The following is a 17,402-nucleotide window of genomic DNA, read 5'->3' on the forward strand; positions in this document are numbered from 1 at the left end:
TCTCTGCCGTCGCGCTCGCGGCCACCGTCATCTTCTGGCTATGACCAATGAGTCCTGACCCTAGGAAGCGCGGCGCCTTCGCCCTTATCGGAAACGGTCGGCAGTCTCCAAAAACCGGCATGTCGGAAGTTCGTGCTGTTGCCGTCAGATATATCCGCTATGCTGGATTTATGGATAAGGATTCGGCTATCGTTGCGTTTGCTGCGCTCGCTCAGGGCACAAGGCTCGACGTGTTCCGGCTGCTGGTGCGCCACGAACCGGACGGAATGGCCGCGGGCGAAATCGCCCGCCGGCTCGACGTGCCGCAGAACACCATGTCCGCGCATCTCGGCATCCTAGCGCGCGCCGGCATCGTCCGCTCAGAGCGACAGAGCCGGTCGATCATCTACCGCGCCGATCTGGACGGCCTGCGCGCACTCACGCTCTTCCTGGTCAAGGACTGCTGCGCCGGCTCGCCCGAGCTGTGCGTGCCGCTTCTGGCCGAACTCACCCCCTGCTGCTGAAAGGACGCGTCATGGCCGTCGACATCGTGATCTACCACAACCCCGCCTGCGGCACGTCGCGCAACACGCTGGCGATGATCCGCAATGCCGGCATCGAGCCGCACGTCATCGAATATCTGAAAACCCCGCCCTCGCGCGCTTTGCTGGTCCAGCTGATTGACCGCGCCGGTATGACGCCTCGCGAACTGCTGCGCGAGAAGGGGACGCCCTATGCGGAGTTGGGGCTTGGCGATGAGACGCTGACGGACGACGCGCTGGTGGACGCGATGATGGCGCATCCGATCCTCATCAACCGGCCACTGGTCGTCTCGCCGCTCGGCGTGCAGCTGTGCCGACCGTCCGAAGCGGTCCTCGGTCTGCTTCCCGAGCCGCAACTGGGTGCCTTTGCCAAGGAGGACGGCGAAGCGGTGGTGGACGCCTCGGGTCAGCGCGTCGCTTGATGCTGCTCGCGCTCGCCATCTTCGTCGCCACGATCACGCTCGTCATCTGGCAGCCCAAGGGCCTCGGCATCGGGTGGAGCGCGCTGGGTGGCGCGGCCGTGGCGCTGCTCGTCGGGGTGGTCTCGCTGTCCGACGTCCCGGTGGTGTGGGGTATCGTCTGGAACGCGACCGCGACGTTCGTCGCCATCATCATCGTCAGCCTGCTGTTGGACGAGGCCGGCTTCTTCGAATGGGCGGCGCTGCACGTCGCTCGCTGGGCGGGAGGACATGGCCAAAGGCTATTCGTCCTGATTGTCCTTCTCGGCGCGGCCGTGTCGGCGCTGTTCGCGAACGACGGTGCGGCGCTGATCCTGACCCCGATCGTCATCGCGATGCTGCGGGCGCTCGGCTACCGCGACAGGGCGACGCTGGCGTTCGTCATGGCGGCCGGTTTCGTGGCCGACACGGCCAGCCTGCCGCTGATCGTGTCCAACCTGGTCAACATCGTGTCGGCCGACTTCTTCGGGATCGGCTTCGCCGACTATGCGTCGGTGATGGTGCCGGTCGACCTCGCGTCGATCGGTGCGACGCTGATCGTGCTGCTGCTGTACTTCCGCCGTGACGTGCCAGCCGACTACGACGTGGCGCAGCTCCGCGCGCCGGCCGACGCTGTCCGCGATCGGGCGACATTCCGGGCCGGTTGGGTCGTCCTTGCGGCGCTTCTGGCGGGCTTTTTCCTGCTCGAACCTATTGGCATACCGGTCAGTGCAGTCGCCGCTGCCGGCGCGGTGCTGCTGCTCGTCGTCGCCGGGCGCGGCCGCGTCATCGAGACCCGCAAGGTGCTGCGCGGCGCGCCGTGGCAGGTCGTAATCTTCTCGCTCGGCATGTACCTGGTCGTCTACGGCCTGCGGAACGCCGGTCTGACCAACCATCTCGCCGGTCTGCTCGACCGCACCGCCCAGGGCGGCGTATGGGGCGCGGCGTTCGGCACCGGCATCATCGCCGCGCTGCTGTCGTCGGTCATGAACAACATGCCGACCGTGCTCGTCGGCGCTCTGTCGATCGACGCGACCCACGCCACGGGCGCGATCAAGGACGCCATGATCTACGCCAACGTGATCGGCTGCGACCTTGGCCCCAAGATCACGCCGATCGGCTCGCTCGCCACATTGCTGTGGCTGCACGTGCTCGAGCAGAAGGGCATCCGCATCGGCTGGGGCTATTATTTCAGGATCGGCGCGACCTTAACGATCCCAGTGCTGCTGGTAACGCTCGCCGCGCTCGCCCTGCGGCTCGGTGCCGCCTGATGCCGTTGAATCGAACCAAAGACAGGACATACCCCTGATGCCCCTGCGCCCGCTTTCCGACCCCGACCATCTGCCCGCACTCGATCGACGCTACACGCGCGACCGGCCCGCCATCGGACTGGGTGCGGGAGACCCGCCCCCGCGCATCCTGCTGCTCTACGGCTCACTGCGCGAGCGGTCATATTCCCGGCTCTGCGTCGAGGAGGCCGCGCGCCTGCTACGGTTCTTCGGAGCCGAGACGCGCATATTTGATCCCTCGACCCTGCCGCTGCCCGATCAGATGGCTGGCGACGACCATCTGGCGGTCCATGAACTGCGCGAGCTGTCGCTGTGGTCCGAGGGGCATGTGTGGTGCAGCCCCGAGCGACACGGCCAGATCACCGGCATCATGAAGCTGCAGGTCGATCACCTGCCGCTGTCGATGGGCGGGATGCGACCAACGCAGGGCCGGACGCTCGCCGTTATGCAGGTGTCAGCCGGATCGCAGTCGTTCAACAGCGTGAACACGCTGCGCCTCCTCGGCCGCTGGATGCGGATGGTGACGATTCCGAACCAGTCGAGCGTCGCCAAGGCGTTCGAAGAGTTTGACGACGCCGGCCGGATGAAGCCGTCCAGCTACTATGATCGCATCGTCGACGTGATGGAGGAGATGGTCCGCTTCACCGTCCTGCTCCGCCCTCAGGCGGCCCAGCTCGTCGACCGGTATTCGGAACGGAAGGCTTCCGGCGTCCCGATCGATCCGACAACCGATCTGTCGAGCATCGCTACGGTGTCGCATCTATTACAATGAACGAATGCCAAATGTGGGCAGGCACGCTGCAGCGCGACGGCTTTGACCAGAGCTGTATCCACCATCTATCCATGGGACGAGTTGGTCTTCGTGTTCGCACTATGCGCTGGCATAATGACGACGACAGCCCCGAAGCTTTCGCTTCGGGGCTGTCGTCGGGTTGGTTGCAGGGATAGGATTTGACCGCTGCGGAACTCGGCTTCTTCTGACTGGCTCAGCAGTCATCAACAGCCAAGATGCCAAGATTAATCATCAGGGCCTAGCCTCGTTCAGGGCCAGAGTGCCAAGACGGTAGAAAGTGACACGTTTAATAAGAATTTGGCAGCGGGCTTATTGTATCGGGTGTCGACGCAATTAAGGTTCTTGAAAAGATATAAGTAGACCTCGGTAATGTTTCGACCGAGACAGTCGATATCAATGCTTATCGATCTTAGCTAATTTTTACTAATCACCGACAGCGTCTGAAGTCGCCGACCTTTAAATGGCGCTTCCGAGACGAAGGCTCAGACACCGCCTTAGTTCTTTCATAGTACAAACTAGCCAGTCGAGCTTCCATACTACGAGAATGTCGCCGGTTCGCGCATAGGAGAGTGCGTCGACGGGCGGCTTACGGAGCGGTTTATTGCAATGGCAGACAGAGCGGGGCGCGGTCTTTTTCCAAAGACGATGGTATTTCTGGAAAGTTAAGCCTGTAAGCCGATGTCGCCTTCAGGGCTCTTCTCCCGCATGTTCCCGATCAAACATCTCTCGTGATGCGCGAAAGCTGTCGACGTTTTCGACGATCCACGTCCACAGGGGAACCATCATGACCAGTAGCTTCAATCCGGTTTCGGATAGAGCATATTCTACATGAGGAACCACCTCCTCGAAGTCGTGACGCACCACCAATCCATCGCGCTCCAGATGGCGCAGCGTGCGCGTCAGCATCCGCTGCGTAATACCGTGCATCCGTCGGCCGATTTCCGCGTGGCGAAGCTGGCCGTACACGCCGAGCGTATGGATGACACCAAGCGACCAGCGGTTACCGGCATGGGCCAACACCTCACGGCGCACCCCGTCGTCATCGTCCCGGAGGCCATCGCAAACCGTTTGCGAATATCGGAGGATGTCCTCCTCGTTTAGAGATTGAACGGCAGTATCACGCATGTACCCATCTTTCACGCTTGCCCGTGTCTTGCCAGATCACCAGCATCCACGGTGAAACGAGTTAGAACGATGAACGATACAGTCTCCAATGTGAAATCACGCAATATCCTCGTTCTGGGTGCCGGCGAGCTTGGCATGCCCGTGCTTCGCAATCTGGCGCGTCACGCCAAGAACATCGACGGCGCCAGGATCAGCGTCCTTCTCCGCGAGAGTGCCGTCGAGTCGGGCGATCCCTCCAAGCAGCGTGATATCGCCGAGATCCGCGAAGCGGGGATCGAGATCGTGCTCGGCGACCTGGTGAACGACACCATCGATGAGCTGGCATCGCTCTTTTCGGGCTACGATACGGTGATCGGCTGCGCGGGCTACGCAGCCGGGATCAACACGCCGATGAAGCTCGCCAAGGCGGCGCTGCAATCCGGTGTCCCGCGCTATTTCCCGTGGCAATTCGGCGTCGACTTCGAGGCGATCGGCCGCGGCGGGCCGCAGGACATCTTCGATGCGCAGCTCGACGTGCGCGAGCTGCTGCGCTCACAGGACAAGACCGAGTGGGTCATTATCTCCACAGGCATGTTCATGAGCTACCTGTTCGAGCCGGACTTTGGTGTCGTCGATCTGGAGAAGAGCGAGGTTCACGCGCTCGGCAGCCTCGATACCGCTGTGACGCTGACGACGCCGGATGACATCGGCGTGCTGACCGCCGAGATCGTATTCTTCGAGCCGACGATCCGCAACGAGATCGTCTTCCTGGCCGGTGACACCGTCAGTTATGGTGAGGTCGCAGACAAGTTGGAGGTGGCACTGGGCCGGGCCTTCAAGCGGTCGGTTTGGACCGTGCCTTTCCTGATGGAAGAGCTGGCGAACGATCCGAAAAACATGATGCGCAAGTACCGCGCCGCCTTCGCGATCGGTCGCGGTGTGTCCTGGCCGAAGGCAGGCACGTTCAATGATCGGCAGGGTCTTCCGGTCACCGACGTTGCGGCCCTGATCGATGCCGATCTGCGAGGCCCGCAAAAAGAAAAATGATGTAGGCGGGGTGACTGTAGAGACCTTCCCAAAGACGAACCTAGAGTGGGACAGCCGCCCCGGCGATCACGCAGACAGCTTAGGGCAGCTTACGTCCCAAGATCCGTTCCCGATTGGCCTTTCCCAAGATGGCCAATCGGAGACGGAGAAACGGGAAATTTCGCGCTGAACGAATAGCCGTTATTTGGCGCCCGGATCGCCAGCCTAAACGTCCGAACGTGGGCGAAACTGTTGGGTATCGCAGGGCTGCCAAAACTAACATTCGGTCATCCCAATGCGGCTTTTGCCGTTCCAATTTCCGACATCCGTCCATGTTCGCCGCTGACTTGAGCTTTCAATCATGCCAGCGGTACGGAGCACTTGCGCGGGCCAGCGACGTATATCTGGTGCAGTGATCTCTCTTGACCTGCTCCTCAGAATTCATCCGATTGGTTAGTTATCTCGTCAGATGGAGGAGAGTGATGCGGCATGGCCGATCTTCCGAGAATCAGATCATTGGCGTCCTGCGCGAGCGTAAGGCTGAGGCAGAGACTTGGCCCGGAGGGCGGCGATATCAGCCAGTCGAGCTGTACCTAAGCCAATCATGGCGATTTACGATTGCAGGTACGAGCATTACCGCCGACGGACTACTTTACAGAACGTTGGAGGGAAAAGCGCTGACATTGGATCTCCGACCGAGCGCGCTGATCAAGGCGAATGTGGACAGCCTGCGCCAGACGGTCCGCGTGATCGTTGCGACTGCAGCAGCGTTTGCGGCGTACAAGACGCTCGGCCTGCACGAAGGCTATTGGGCGGTGTTCACCGTGCTGATCGTGATGCAGGCATCGATCGGGGGGACGCTCGGCGCAGCGACCGATCGGTTGCTGGGGACCTTGTTGGGCGCGGTGCTGGGCGGGATCGGCGCGGCACTTGGGCGAACCGACACGCTCGAACTCGGGCTGGTGCTCGTCACCGTTACCGGCATCGCCGCGCTCGTCGCGTCGGTCCGGCCGCGGTTGCGGATCGCGCCGGTCACCGCGGCAATCATGCTGCTCAGCGCGCCGCCGGGCTCTTCGGTGGAGATCTTCGTCCGGGATCGCATCATCGAGATCGGCCTGGGCGGCATGATCGGTGTGCTGGCGGCGATGCTGATCCTGCCGGCACGCTCGCACGGCGTTGTGATCGCGCGCACTTTGGCCGTGTTGAGCCATATCGAACGGATGTTGCGGGCGCAGGCCGACGCGTTGACCACCGGGCTGGCGCTGCCATCGTCCCCCGAACACGCCGCGCTGCGTCATGCGCTGGCCGCGGTGGAGCTGGCGATGAAGGACGCCGACCGCGAACGCGCCTCGCGTCTCGCCGATCACGGTATCCCCGCCGCCGTCCCGCGCACGCTCTGGCGTATCCGCAACGATTTGGTGCTGAGCGGTCGCGCACTCGACGAGCCGCTGCCCCCGGCTGCGATGGCCGCGCTCGCCAAGCCATCGGCGGCGATGCTGACCGCGCAGGCCGCGCTGGCGACCCGGTGTTCGGAGGCGCTGCGCACGCGGGGCAAGGTCGATCGGGGCGACGTCGAAACCTGTTATCGGATGTTCGGTACCGCGCTCGATCTGTTCCGACGGAGCGAGGCCGCGGCGACCCTGGATTTCGACGCATCGGGCCGCGTATTCGGGCTCGCCTTCGCCGCGGGTCGGCTTCACCGCGACCTGCTCGACCTTGCCGGTCGCGTCGACGAAATCGCCCCGACCAAGGTGCTCGCTGCCGAACAAAGCTGACCGCGCGGCTTTGCCGCTGGCCACGCGCGCGGTACGGGCGGCGATGACCGAAACCTTATCGACGCCCGACCTCGCCGCCGAACTGGTCCCGCTGCTCGACCTCGAACCGCTCGATACCGACCTGTTCCGCGGACCCCAGCGACCCGGCGCAACCGCGCGCGTCTTCGGCGGGCAGGTCGTGGCGCAGGCGCTGATGGCGGCGCAGCGTTCGGTCGACGCACCCGCCGTGGCGCACAGCATGCACGCCTATTTCCTGCGCGCCGGCACCGAGACGCGACCGATCATCTTCCGGGTAGAGCGCGATTTCGACGGCAAGTCGTTCGCGAACCGCCGCGTCACCGCAAGCCAGAACGGCGCGACGATCCTGACGCTGGCTGCATCGTTCCAGCGGCCGGAAGCCGGCCTGGAGCATGCGGTCAAGATGCCCGACCTTCCCCCGCCAGAGGAACTGCGCTCGCTCGACATCCTCGCTGGTGACTATGCGGGTATCTCCGCGCAAGCCGTCGCGTTCCTCGGCCAGCCGTCCGCCTTCGATATCCGGCCCTGCGGCGTGCCCGCGTTCCTCCAGACCAAGCCCGGCACGCCCGTATCCCATGTCTGGATCCGGTTCCGGGGAAGCGTGCCGACCGATCCCGTCGTGCGCCGCGGCGTGCTTGCCTATCTGTCCGATTATGCGCTGCTCAGTGCGTCGCTGATCCCGCACGGGGTCAACATGTTCGAGCACAGCATGCAGACCGCGAGCCTCGATCACGCAATGTGGTTCCACGACGACGTGCCGCTGGACGATTGGCTGCTCTATACCAGCGAAAGCGCGTGGTCGGGACATGGCCGCGGCATCGCGCGCGGTGTCTTCCATAGCCGCGACGGGCGAGCGATCGCGCATGTCACGCAGGAGGGATTGATCCGGATGCGGCCCGATCTCGCGCCACGTACGACGATCCCGCATATGCCCTGATCGGTACACCCCGGATCGGGTCGCCGCGTAAAACCATGTTGACAGCGTATTTGTACGGACATTAGGATCATCTTATGCCAGTGAAGCTGGTTCCAGGATGTCGCGCCGCGCAAGACGGACGATCCCAATCGATGAGGATGTCTGTATGCGTCATTCGTACGCCGTATCGCTGTGCGCGTTGCTAGCCGTGCTGCCATCGGCAGCGCGGGCGCAGACGGCGTCTCCGCTCGATACCGATCCGTCGTACCAGACGATGCTGGCGCTGATCGACGAGATGGTTGAGAACAAGCTGGTCAGCCGCGAGCGCGCTGATACGCTGATCGCCAATGCCAAGGCGAAAGCCGGCCGTGCGCTTGCCGCGAATGCCCCACCTCCGGCCGCTGCGCCATCAACGGCCCCGCAACTGGCAGCGCCTGTGCCAGCACCCCCGTCAGCGGCCCCGACCCGCGTGCAGGTCGCCAACCAGACGGCCGACCCCGGCGCGAAGATCGCCCCCGTGCCGGTCGGCAACCCGCAGGTCGTCAATGCCGGCGGGGTCGCGCTGCCCGCCGATCTCGCGGTCGACTGGAGCCGGGGGGCCCCCGTGTTCAGCAGCCGCGACGGAAAGTTCACGTTCAAGATGCGCGGGCGGTTGTTGGCGGATATCTCCTCGACCGGGGGGTCGGATTTCGACCGTCGCAACATCACCGTCTCGACGCTGCGCCAGTTTCGCGTCGGCGCGATTGGCACGATCGGCGATCACCTCTTCTATCAGTTCGAGACCGATTTCCGGCGTAACGCGACCGAGGTCGTGCAGGCGTTTGTCGGTTACCGCCAGAAGTTCGGCAAGACCGACGCCGATGTCCGGTTCGGCAATCTCATCACCGATCGCGGCATCGACATCGGCACCGCGTCGACCGCCAATCCCTTCATCACCACCAACATCAACACCACCGCGCTCGCGACGCAGGGCGGCAAGGTCTTCCTGATGGGCGCGGTCGGCCGTGCGGGCGGCAAGAACTGGCATGCGAGCCTTGGCGTTCACGGCGATGCGATCGACAGCGATTTCACGCGTAGCGACAACCGCATGCTGCTGGGCCGCGCGCACTGGAACCCGATCCTCACCAAGCATGGCCTGATACACATCGGCGGTTGGGCGTATAGCGAGAACATCCCCGATACGACGCTGCCGACCACGTTCGCGCAAGGCATGGCGGGGGCGCTCAACAACAGCGTCCGTGTCGAGTCCGCGGCGCTGGCTGGCGCGGACGGATCAAAGGCGTTCGGCCTCGAACTCGGCGGCACGCTGGGGCCATTCTACGCGTTCGGCGAATATGGTCAGCGGACCGTGCACGGCGGCCCGACCTCGACCTTCCGCAGCGGCAAGATCAAGGCCTTGTCGGTCAATGGCGGCTTCTGGATCACCGGCGAGACGCCGACCTATGCCTCGCGCAGCGGCACCTATGTCGCGCCGAACGTGCTGAACTCGGTGCTCGATGGCGGATGGGGGGCGCTGGAGGCGGTGATACGCTACGAGGATCTCGACAGTTCTAGCCTCCCGCTCGGCGGCACCGGTACGGCGGGCACGCTCGGCCTGAACTGGTCGCTGACCAACAATTTCCGGTTCATGGCGGACTATACCCATTTCCGTACCGACAACCGGACCGGCAGTTTCATCGGGCGCGATAGCGGCGACACGTTCGCGGCAAGGGCCGAAGTGGCGTTCTGACCGCCGGCACCGGCTTCACCTTGCCAGCGTACCATAAGTTCGATAATGTCCGTACAAAGCGATAAGGAGGATGTATGAGCCTTTCGGCTATCAAGGTTGGCGAGCAGCGCTACCGCGCGAGCTATGGCCGGTATCTCGAGGATTTCGTCGTCGGGGACATTTACGAGCATCGCCCCGGGCGGACGATAACCGACGCGGACAATATCCAGTTCTCGTTGATGACGATGAATTCGCACCCGATGCATTGCGACGCGCAATATGCCGCCAAGAGCGAGTTCGGGCGGCTGCTGGTAAATAGCGGGCTGACCCTGGCGATCGTGCTCGGCATGACCGTCAACGACGTGAGCGGCAAGTCCCCCGCCAATCTCGGCTGGACCGAGATCAAGCTTACCCATCCGGTGTTCGGCGGCGACACGCTGACCGCGGAAACCGAAGTACTCGAAATCCGCGAGTCCAAGTCGCGCCCGACGCAGGGGATCGTCACCACCCGCACTCGCGCGTTCAACCAGGACGCCAAGCAGATCATGGAGTTCACGCGCAACTCGCTGGTCTACAAGCGCGGCGAATCTCCCGACGACAAATAGCCCGACTAATCGACTAACCGGTCGCCGTTGGTGACCGGACGCCCCCAGCGCGGCCTGCGAGAGCTTCGACAAAAGAAGACCCGGCCCGTCGTCATTACGAAGAGAGGTAGCCCCATGGCCGATACCATCGCCGTCAACGCAGGAGCCAGGCTGGACCGTCTGCCTATCTCCCGATTCCACTGGCGCATCCTGGGGCTGATCAGCGCGGGCGCATTCCTAGACGCGTTCGACGTGTATCTCGCGGGGGGTGTCATCGCCGCGCTGAAGGCCGAGGGCTTCTCGACGCTGGCGCAGGCTGCGGTGTTCATGTCGATGACCTTCCTCGGCATGATGATCGGCGCAGGCATGGCCGGCTATGTCGGCGATCGCTTCGGACGTCGCGCCTCTTACCAGTTCAACCTCGCGCTGTTCGGGCTAGCCTCGATCGCGGCGATCTTCTCGCCCAACATGACGTTCCTGATCGTCTGCCGCTTCATCATGGGCATCGGCCTCGGCGCCGAGCTGGTGGTCGCGGCGGGCACGCTCGGCGAGTTCATCCCGCCGGCCTATCGTGGTCGCTGGGTGTCGATCATGGGCATGGTCGTCAATTCGGGCCTGCTGGTCGCGACCTCGGTCGGCTATATCGTCATCCCGACGCTCGGCTGGCGCTACATGTTCGCGATCGGCGGCATCCTTGCGCTGATCGTCTGGGTGATGCGCAAGAAGATGCCGGAATCGCCGCGGTGGCTGGAATCGGTCGGCCGCAACGAGGAGGCAGAGGCGACGCTTCGCGAGATCGAAGCCGACGTCGTCAAGCATAAGGGGCCCCTTGCCGCCGTCCCCGAAGTCCGCATCGTGCCAAAGGTCCACGCACCGCTCAGCGCGCTCTTCGGCGCCAAACTTCGCCGCCGTCTGATCGCCGCGACGCTCGCCGCGATCGCCGTCAACGTCTCGGTCTATGGGTTCGTCGCGTGGTTGCCGACCTTCCTGGTGAGCCACGGCACGGGGATCGTCACCTCGCTCTGGTACACGACGCTGATGTCGTTCGGCAGCGTGTTCGGTGCGATCGTCGCGATCGGTATCGCCGACCGCATCTCGCGCCGCGCCTCGCTGATCGCGGCGGCTGTCGCGATCATGATCTTCGGCTTCCTGTATCCCAATGCGCACGGCGACCTGATGGTGCCGCTAACGGGCTTCCTGCTCGTGTCGAGCATCTACACGCTCGTGACGCTGGCGCTGTTTGCCTACATCCCCGAGCTGTTCCCGACCGCCTATCGGCTGCGTGGCACCGGTTTCGCGGGCATGTGCGGACGGGCCGCGTCGATGGTCACGCCCTATGCCACCGTCGCGCTGTTTGAGCGCTTCGGGCTGGAGGGCGTGCTCGGCATGGTCGGCGTGGTGCTCGCCTGCATGATCGCCGCCGTCGGTCTTTTGAACATCGAGACCACCGGTCAGTCGCTCGACGACGTCGCCGACGACTCGCTGGTCCTTGGGGGAGCCGCCAAGTGACGCTCTCGCAAACCTTCGCCGATTTCGCGACTGGCCTGACGATCGATGCCATTCCCGAGCGGGTCAAGGAGCGCGCACGCCACCTGATCCTCGACTCGGTCGGCACTGGCCTAGCGGCAGTCGGCGCAGACTGGGCCGAGGCGACTTTCGCCGCCGCGGGGGACCTCGGCAGCGGAACAGCGCCGGTGCTCGGCTATGGCCGCACGCTGGCAATGCGGGACGCGGCGCTGATGAACGGCATCGTTACGCACGGCCTCGACTATGACGACACGCATTCACGCGGGATCATCCATGCGACCGTCAGCGCCTTTCCGACTGCGCTGGTCGCGGCGGACAAAGCCGGCGCATCGGGCGCCGATCTGCTCGTCGCCTATATCGCGGCGATGGAGGTCTCGACCCGCGTCGCGGCGGTCGGCGCTGGTGGATTTCACGGCTTCGGCTTTCACCCGACGGGATTGATCGGCGCGTTCGGATCGACGCTCGCGGCCGGCAGGTTGCTCGGACTTGACGCGCAGCAGATCGCGATGGCGCAGGGGATCGTGTTGTCGATGGCCGGCGGGAGTCTGGAGTTCCTGGCCGACGGTGCGTGGACCAAGCGCTTGCATCCAGGCTGGGCGGCGAGTTCGGCACTGACCGCGGCGACGCTTGCCAAGCGCGGCTTCGTCGGACCGCCGGCTGCCTATGAAGGGCGCTTCGGTCTTTATGCCCTGTATCTTCGCGACGCCGCCCCTGCCCTGCTCGCGCAGGCGACCGAAGCGCTCGGCGATACCTGGGAGATCGAGGCGGTGTCGGTAAAGCCGCTTCCCGCCTGCCACATGACGCATGCCGCGATCGATGCGGCGATCGCGCTGCGTGCGGAATACGACCTGACCGCTGCCGATATCGCCAAGGTCATCGTGCTGGTACCCGAGGCGGTCATTCCGATCGTCTGCGAGCCGGTGGCTCCCAAGCGGACGCCACACACCGGCTACGACGCGCAATTCTCGATCCCCTACACGGTCGCAACCGCGCTGCTGACAGGAAAGTTCACGCTCGATTCGCTTGATCCGGCAGCACTGAACGATCCGGCGGTGCTCGATCTAGCCGCCCGCGTCACATACGCTGTCGACCCCGATAGCGATTATCCCAAGCACTTCACCGGCGAAGTCATGGTCGAAACCCGAGATGGCCGCATGCTGCGCCATCGCGAGGCGATCAACCGCGGCGCGTCCGACCGGCCGCTCAGCAACGCCGACATCGACGCCAAATATTTCGAGAACGCCGCTCGCACGATCGACGCGGCCCGCGGCGCGCATATCCGCGCCGCCGTGCTCGACCTGCACCTGCACCCCGCTTCCGCGCTCGGAGACATCCTCGCCGGCGCCACTGCCCCTCAAGGAGTATCCGCATGACCCTGGCAAACGCGATCGCTGCCGATGGCGCGATGACTGACGAAGAGATCATGATCCTCGATTCCATCGACAAGTTTCTCGAAACCGACGTGAAGCCCTTCGTCCATCAGCTCGAGCATGACGACGAATATCCGCAGAAGATCGTCGACACGATGAAGGAGATGGGCCTGTTCGGGCTCATGATCGCACCCGAATTCGGCGGGTTCGGCGTCTCGACGCTGACCTATGCGCGGATCATAGAGAAGATCTCGACCGTGTGGATGTCCGTCGCGGGCATCATCAACAGCCACATGATCATGGCGATGACGGTCCAGCGCTGCGGTACCGAGGCGCAGAAGGATCACTATCTACCCAAATTCGCGACCGGCGAACTGCGCGGCGGTATCGGCCTGACCGAGCCCGACGCGGGCACCGACCTTCAGGCGATCCGCACCACCGCGGTCCGCGACGGCGACGACTATGTCGTCAACGGCAGCAAGATGTGGATCACCAATTCGGGTTCGGGCAACACCATCCTGTTGCTGGTCAAGACCGACACGGCCGCCGAGCCACGCCACAAGGGCATGAGCCTGCTGATCGCCGAGAAGGGCGACGGCTTCATCGTGTCGAAGAAGCTGGAGAAGCTTGGCTACAAGGGGATCGACAGCAACGCGCTGACTTTCGACGGGTACCGCGTGCCGGTCGATCGGTTGATCGGCGGGATCGAGGGCGTCGGCCTGAAGCAGGTGCTGGGCGGGCTCGAACTCGGCCGCATCAACGTTGCGGCGCGCGGCGTCGGCATCGCGCAGGCAGCACTCGACGAGGCGGTCGCCTATGCGCAGACGCGCAAGACGTTCGGCAAGCCGATCTGCGAGCATCAGGCGATCCAGCTGAAACTCGGCGAGATGACGACCCGCACCTACGCCGCGCGGCTACTCACCGAAGCCGCCGCCAAGGCGTATGACCGCGGCGAACGCTGCGACATGGAAGCCGGCATGGCCAAGTATTTCGCGACCGAAGCAGGGCTGGAAAATGCGATCGAGGCGATGCGGATCTTCGGCGGCTACGGCTATTCGAAGGAATATAATGTCGAGCGCCTCTACCGCGATGCACCGCTGCTGACGATCGGCGAAGGCACCAACGAACTGCAACGCATCATCATCGCCAAGCAGATCATCGCGCGGAACCCGGCATGAGCCAGCCAGCGCCCAATCAACCACTCGCCGGCCTCCGCATCGTCGCGGTCGAACAATATGGCGCGGGGCCGTTCGGTACGCAGCAGCTCGCCGATCTCGGCGCCGAGGTCATCAAGATCGAGAACCACAAGGATGGCGGCGATATCGGCCGTCATGTCGGCCCGTATTTCTTCGCGCCGGGCGACAGCCATTTCTACGAATCGCTCAACCGCAACAAACGCAGCATCGGCCTCGATCTGAAGAGCGCGGACGGGCGCGCGGTGCTCGAGAAGCTCGTCGCGGAGTCGGACGTGGTCTTCAACAATCTGCGCGGCGACCTGCCGGCAAAGCTCGGGCTCGACTATGCCGCACTGTCGCAGTTCAACCCCGCGATCGCTTGCGTCCACCTCTCCGCCTATGGTCGTACCGGCAGCCGCGCGGCATGGCCAGGCTATGACTATCTGATGCAGGCCGAGGCCGGCTATCTGTCGCTCACCGGCGAGCCGGGAACGCCACCCGCACGCTTCGGGCTGTCGATCGTCGACTTCATGACCGGCACTACCGCTGCGCTCGCGATCTTGGCCGGCGTCGTCTCGGCGCGCGGCAGCGGGATCGGCCGCGATCTCGACGTCAGCCTGTTCGACGTCGCGCTCGGCAACCTCAACTATGTCGCCGAATGGTATCTCAACGGCGGCGTCACCGTCGAACGCACGTCCCGATCGAGCCACCCGTCGCTCACCCCCAGCCAGCTCTACACGACCAGCGACGGCTGGATCTTCGTGATGTGCAACAAGGAGAAGTTCTTCGAGGTTCTGTGCGGGCTGATCGAGCGTCCCGAATGGGCGACCGATCCGCGCTACGCGACCTTCGCCGCCCGGCTGGAGAACCGTCCGGCGTTCAACGCCGATCTCGATGCGGTGCTGTCGACCCGCACCACCGCGGACTGGATGCAGCTGTTCGAAGGACGCGTGCCGGCCGCGCCAGTGCTCGACGTTCAGCAGGCGCTCGACAATCCGTTTCTCGCAGAATCGAAGCGGATCATCGATTTCCAGCATCCCGAACACGGCCCCCTGCCCGGCATCGCTTCCTCGATCCGCGCGGGCGGCGTCGAACATCCGGACAAGGCTGCTCCCACACTCGGTGCGGATACCAGCGCCATCCTCGCGACCCTCGGCTACACCGATGACGACGTGGCAGCCTTGCGGACCCGCGGCGCGGTCCGGTGACACCCGCGCTTGCATCAAACGCCAAGGCATTGGACGGTGCGCTATTGTCCGGATCACCCGACAAAGCGACCGATGGATATTTGATGCCCCAGCTTCGTCAGCAACCGCGTTACCTGCAACTCGCCCAGACGCTGATCAACGAGATCGAGGATGGGCGCTATCCAATTGGCACGCTGCTGCCGACCGAGTTCGAGCTGTGCGACCAGTTCGGCGCAAGCCGCTTCACCGTGCGCGAGGCGATCAAGCGGCTCGTGCAATCGGGCATGGTTTCGCGACAGGCCGGGGTCGGCACGCGCGTCCTCGGGCTGTCGCGCCCGGCGGCGTATCGCCAGGTGATGGAGGGGCTGTCCGATCTCCAGCAATACACCAACGAGACCAGCCTCACGATCATCGCGCGCGAGACGATCGCGCTGGACGGCCCGCTCTCTGAACAGGTCGGCGCGACATCAGGCCAGACCTGGCTGCATCTCATGGCGCTGCGCCGCGCCGCCGGGACAAGCCCGATCTCCTTTTCGGACATCTACCTCCACCCCGCATTCCGCAGCCTGAAGCTCGACGACGATGTCGGCGACGTGCCGATCTTCAGCCGGATCGAGGAACAGTTTGGCGAGCGCGTCGCCGAGGTCCGCCAGCATATTGAAGCGGTGGCGATCCCCGCGCCGATCGCCAGGTTGCTCGAAACCAAGACCGGTGCGCCGGGCCTCCGCCTGACGCGCCAGTATCTGAACGCACGCGGCGAGGTCGTCGAGATGGCGATTAATACGCATCCGGCGGACCGCTATTCCTATTCCCAGACCTTCCGCCGCGATCCCGTATCCGGCCTGTAGAGGACATCCCATGACCATTGCCGCCCGCAGTATCCTGTTCGTGCCTGGCGATCGTGCCGAGCGTTTCGAAAAGGCGCGCGCGAGCGGCGCGGACATCGTTGTGATCGATCTCGAAGACGCTGTCCTCCCCGACCGTAAAGTTGCCGCGCGCGATACGATATACGATGCGCTCACAGGCCTGTCGGCCCCGCGCTTCTTTATACGCGTCAACAGTCTCGATACCGAGTGGCATGCCGACGACGTACGTGCCCTCGCGGCATTGCCAGGCGTCGCTGGACTGATGCTGCCCAAGGCCGAGCGCGCGTCGGACTTCGCGGCGATGCACGAGGCAGCAGCCGGCAAGCCGCTCCATGCACTGGTGGAAACCGTTTCGGCGGTCTTGAATCTGGCGGACCTCGTCACCGCGCCCGGTCTCTCACGGTTGTCGTTCGGCACGGTGGACTTTCAGGCGGACGCCGGCATCGACGGCGACCAGGCGGAGATAGACTATGTCCGTACCCAGCTCGTCCTTCACTCGCGAAGCGCCGGACTTGCAGCACCGGTTGATGGCGTTTCCACGGATCTCTCTAACGACGAGGCGCTGGCACGCGACACCGACCACGCACGTCGCTTCGGCTTCGGCGGAAAGCTTTGCGTCCATCCACGACAGGTGGGGATCGTCAACGCGGCATTCCTGCCCTCCGCCTCTGACGTGGACTGGGCCACCCGCGTGGTCGCCGCTATCGACGGCGCGTTCGGAGCCGTTGCCGTCGACGGCAAACTGATCGACAAACCCGTCGTCGATCGCGCTCGCCGAGTTCTTGATACACATTCGGCATTTGATTCTTTCCGCCGGTAAGCAGACAGTCCGGATGGCCTACCGGGTCGCAATATTTGCGGAGGATGACCCAGTTGCGGACGTTCAAATGCAGTCAGTTGCGTCACGGAAATGGACGCTCGTTTATCATTGACTAGAGCCGGTTTCGGCGGGGGAACGCAACGGAGGATGCTTGGAAGCGTGGTCAATTCGTTGACATGTGCATCTGATCTCAGACCTTCCAAGGCTCAGGCATTTCGCAACCTTCATTGCCCGTACCGGCTCGCAGAGCTACGTCCTTTGAGACGACATATATGCGTCCACACCC

16 protein-coding genes are annotated in these 17,402 nt (G+C 64.0%); 15 read left to right on the forward strand and 1 reads right to left on the reverse strand.

Features of this window, described 5'->3' with window-relative positions; genetic code table 11:
- Window positions 1-170 precede the first annotated feature (170 nt).
- From ASE89_RS11485 to arsH, 4 genes are read left to right on the forward strand one after another with little or no spacing between them, the layout of a single operon-like run.
- Entirely contained in the window at window positions 171-503 is a 333-nt protein-coding gene (locus ASE89_RS11485; protein WP_056677716.1) for an ArsR/SmtB family transcription factor, read from the forward strand.
- An 11-nt stretch (window positions 504-514) separates the two neighbouring features.
- Window positions 515-943, forward strand: coding sequence for an arsenate reductase (glutaredoxin) (gene arsC / locus ASE89_RS11490; protein ID WP_056677719.1), 429 nt, complete (start codon window positions 515-517; stop codon window positions 941-943).
- Entirely contained in the window at window positions 943-2,229 is a 1,287-nt protein-coding gene (locus tag ASE89_RS11495) for an arsenic transporter (RefSeq protein ID WP_056677722.1), read from the forward strand. Before arsC ends, ASE89_RS11495 begins: the two co-directional genes overlap by 1 nt.
- 37 nt (window positions 2,230-2,266) lie before the next feature.
- A complete protein-coding gene (gene arsH, locus ASE89_RS11500; RefSeq protein WP_056677726.1) occupies window positions 2,267-3,019 on the forward strand; it encodes an arsenical resistance protein ArsH in 753 nt (250 codons plus the stop codon).
- A 708-nt stretch (window positions 3,020-3,727) separates the two neighbouring features.
- On the opposite strand, the gene ASE89_RS11505 is transcribed toward arsH, so the two are convergent.
- Window positions 3,728-4,165 carry a winged helix-turn-helix transcriptional regulator gene (locus ASE89_RS11505; RefSeq protein WP_056677730.1) on the reverse strand — a complete coding sequence of 146 codons (438 nt, stop codon included), beginning with the start codon at window positions 4,163-4,165 and terminating at the stop codon, window positions 3,728-3,730.
- A 69-nt stretch (window positions 4,166-4,234) separates the two neighbouring features.
- Here ASE89_RS11505 and ASE89_RS11510 point away from each other — a divergent pair, with 69 nt between their 5' ends.
- The 11 genes from ASE89_RS11510 (at window position 4,235) to ASE89_RS11560 (ending at window position 17,116) form a co-directional block, all read left to right on the forward strand.
- Window positions 4,235-5,191, forward strand: a complete 957-nt coding sequence (locus ASE89_RS11510) for an aromatic alcohol reductase (protein ID WP_056677732.1) — start codon at window positions 4,235-4,237, stop codon at window positions 5,189-5,191.
- Window positions 5,192-5,853: 662 nt separating this feature from the next.
- A complete protein-coding gene (locus ASE89_RS11515; protein WP_056677735.1) occupies window positions 5,854-6,945 on the forward strand; it encodes an FUSC family protein in 1,092 nt (363 codons plus the stop codon).
- Between the two features lie 43 nt (window positions 6,946-6,988).
- A complete protein-coding gene (locus tag ASE89_RS11520) occupies window positions 6,989-7,900 on the forward strand; it encodes an acyl-CoA thioesterase (protein ID WP_056677738.1) in 912 nt (303 codons plus the stop codon).
- A gap of 145 nt (window positions 7,901-8,045) precedes the next feature.
- Window positions 8,046-9,608, forward strand: a complete 1,563-nt coding sequence (locus ASE89_RS11525) for an OprO/OprP family phosphate-selective porin (protein ID WP_056677741.1) — start codon at window positions 8,046-8,048, stop codon at window positions 9,606-9,608.
- 74 nt (window positions 9,609-9,682) lie between these two features.
- On the forward strand, window positions 9,683-10,192 hold the full coding sequence (locus tag ASE89_RS11530) for a MaoC family dehydratase (RefSeq protein WP_031441432.1): 510 nt from the start codon (window positions 9,683-9,685) through the stop codon (window positions 10,190-10,192).
- A 114-nt stretch (window positions 10,193-10,306) separates the two neighbouring features.
- The gene (locus tag ASE89_RS11535) at window positions 10,307-11,680 is read left to right on the forward strand and encodes an MFS transporter (protein WP_056677742.1); all 1,374 of its coding nucleotides are present in this window, start codon (window positions 10,307-10,309) and stop codon (window positions 11,678-11,680) included.
- Window positions 11,677-13,071 (forward strand): MmgE/PrpD family protein, encoded by a 1,395-nt coding sequence (locus ASE89_RS11540; RefSeq protein ID WP_056677745.1) that lies wholly within the window; start codon window positions 11,677-11,679, stop codon window positions 13,069-13,071. Before ASE89_RS11535 ends, ASE89_RS11540 begins: the two co-directional genes overlap by 4 nt.
- Complete coding sequence (locus tag ASE89_RS11545; RefSeq protein WP_082451436.1) at window positions 13,068-14,246, forward strand: acyl-CoA dehydrogenase family protein; 1,179 nt, start codon at window positions 13,068-13,070, stop codon at window positions 14,244-14,246. The genes ASE89_RS11540 and ASE89_RS11545 overlap by 4 nt, the downstream gene beginning before the upstream one ends.
- The gene (locus tag ASE89_RS11550) at window positions 14,243-15,451 is read left to right on the forward strand and encodes a CaiB/BaiF CoA transferase family protein (RefSeq protein WP_056677748.1); all 1,209 of its coding nucleotides are present in this window, start codon (window positions 14,243-14,245) and stop codon (window positions 15,449-15,451) included. Before ASE89_RS11545 ends, ASE89_RS11550 begins: the two co-directional genes overlap by 4 nt.
- A gap of 83 nt (window positions 15,452-15,534) precedes the next feature.
- A complete protein-coding gene (locus ASE89_RS11555) occupies window positions 15,535-16,278 on the forward strand; it encodes a GntR family transcriptional regulator (protein ID WP_056677811.1) in 744 nt (247 codons plus the stop codon).
- 10 nt (window positions 16,279-16,288) lie between these two features.
- The gene (locus tag ASE89_RS11560; RefSeq protein WP_056677752.1) at window positions 16,289-17,116 is read left to right on the forward strand and encodes an HpcH/HpaI aldolase/citrate lyase family protein; all 828 of its coding nucleotides are present in this window, start codon (window positions 16,289-16,291) and stop codon (window positions 17,114-17,116) included.
- Window positions 17,117-17,402 lie beyond the last annotated feature (286 nt).

The sequence above is a fragment of the Sphingomonas sp. Leaf30 genome, assembly GCF_001422525.1.
Taxonomy (GTDB): Bacteria; Pseudomonadota; Alphaproteobacteria; order Sphingomonadales; family Sphingomonadaceae; genus Sphingomonas; species Sphingomonas aerolata.

Bases quoted from the DNA above. Each gene is read 5' to 3' on its own strand.
- ASE89_RS11560 (WP_056677752.1), top strand. From the start codon at position 16,289: ATGACCATTGCCGCCCGCAGTATCCTGTTCGTGCCTGGCGATCGTGCC.
- ASE89_RS11520 (WP_056677738.1), top strand. From the start codon at position 6,989: ATGACCGAAACCTTATCGACGCCCGACCTCGCCGCCGAACTGGTCCCG.
- arsC (WP_056677719.1), top strand. From the start codon at position 515: ATGGCCGTCGACATCGTGATCTACCACAACCCCGCCTGCGGCACGTCG.
- ASE89_RS11485 (WP_056677716.1), top strand. From the start codon at position 171: ATGGATAAGGATTCGGCTATCGTTGCGTTTGCTGCGCTCGCTCAGGGC.
- ASE89_RS11495 (WP_056677722.1), top strand. From the start codon at position 943: ATGCTGCTCGCGCTCGCCATCTTCGTCGCCACGATCACGCTCGTCATC.
- arsH (WP_056677726.1), top strand. From the start codon at position 2,267: ATGCCCCTGCGCCCGCTTTCCGACCCCGACCATCTGCCCGCACTCGAT.
- ASE89_RS11525 (WP_056677741.1), top strand. From the start codon at position 8,046: ATGCGTCATTCGTACGCCGTATCGCTGTGCGCGTTGCTAGCCGTGCTG.
- ASE89_RS11510 (WP_056677732.1), top strand. From the start codon at position 4,235: ATGAACGATACAGTCTCCAATGTGAAATCACGCAATATCCTCGTTCTG.
- ASE89_RS11530 (WP_031441432.1), top strand. From the start codon at position 9,683: ATGAGCCTTTCGGCTATCAAGGTTGGCGAGCAGCGCTACCGCGCGAGC.
- ASE89_RS11535 (WP_056677742.1), top strand. From the start codon at position 10,307: ATGGCCGATACCATCGCCGTCAACGCAGGAGCCAGGCTGGACCGTCTG.
- ASE89_RS11555 (WP_056677811.1), top strand. From the start codon at position 15,535: ATGCCCCAGCTTCGTCAGCAACCGCGTTACCTGCAACTCGCCCAGACG.
- ASE89_RS11550 (WP_056677748.1), top strand. From the start codon at position 14,243: ATGAGCCAGCCAGCGCCCAATCAACCACTCGCCGGCCTCCGCATCGTC.
- ASE89_RS11505 (WP_056677730.1), bottom strand. From the start codon at position 4,165: ATGCGTGATACTGCCGTTCAATCTCTAAACGAGGAGGACATCCTCCGA.
- ASE89_RS11545 (WP_082451436.1), top strand. From the start codon at position 13,068: ATGACCCTGGCAAACGCGATCGCTGCCGATGGCGCGATGACTGACGAA.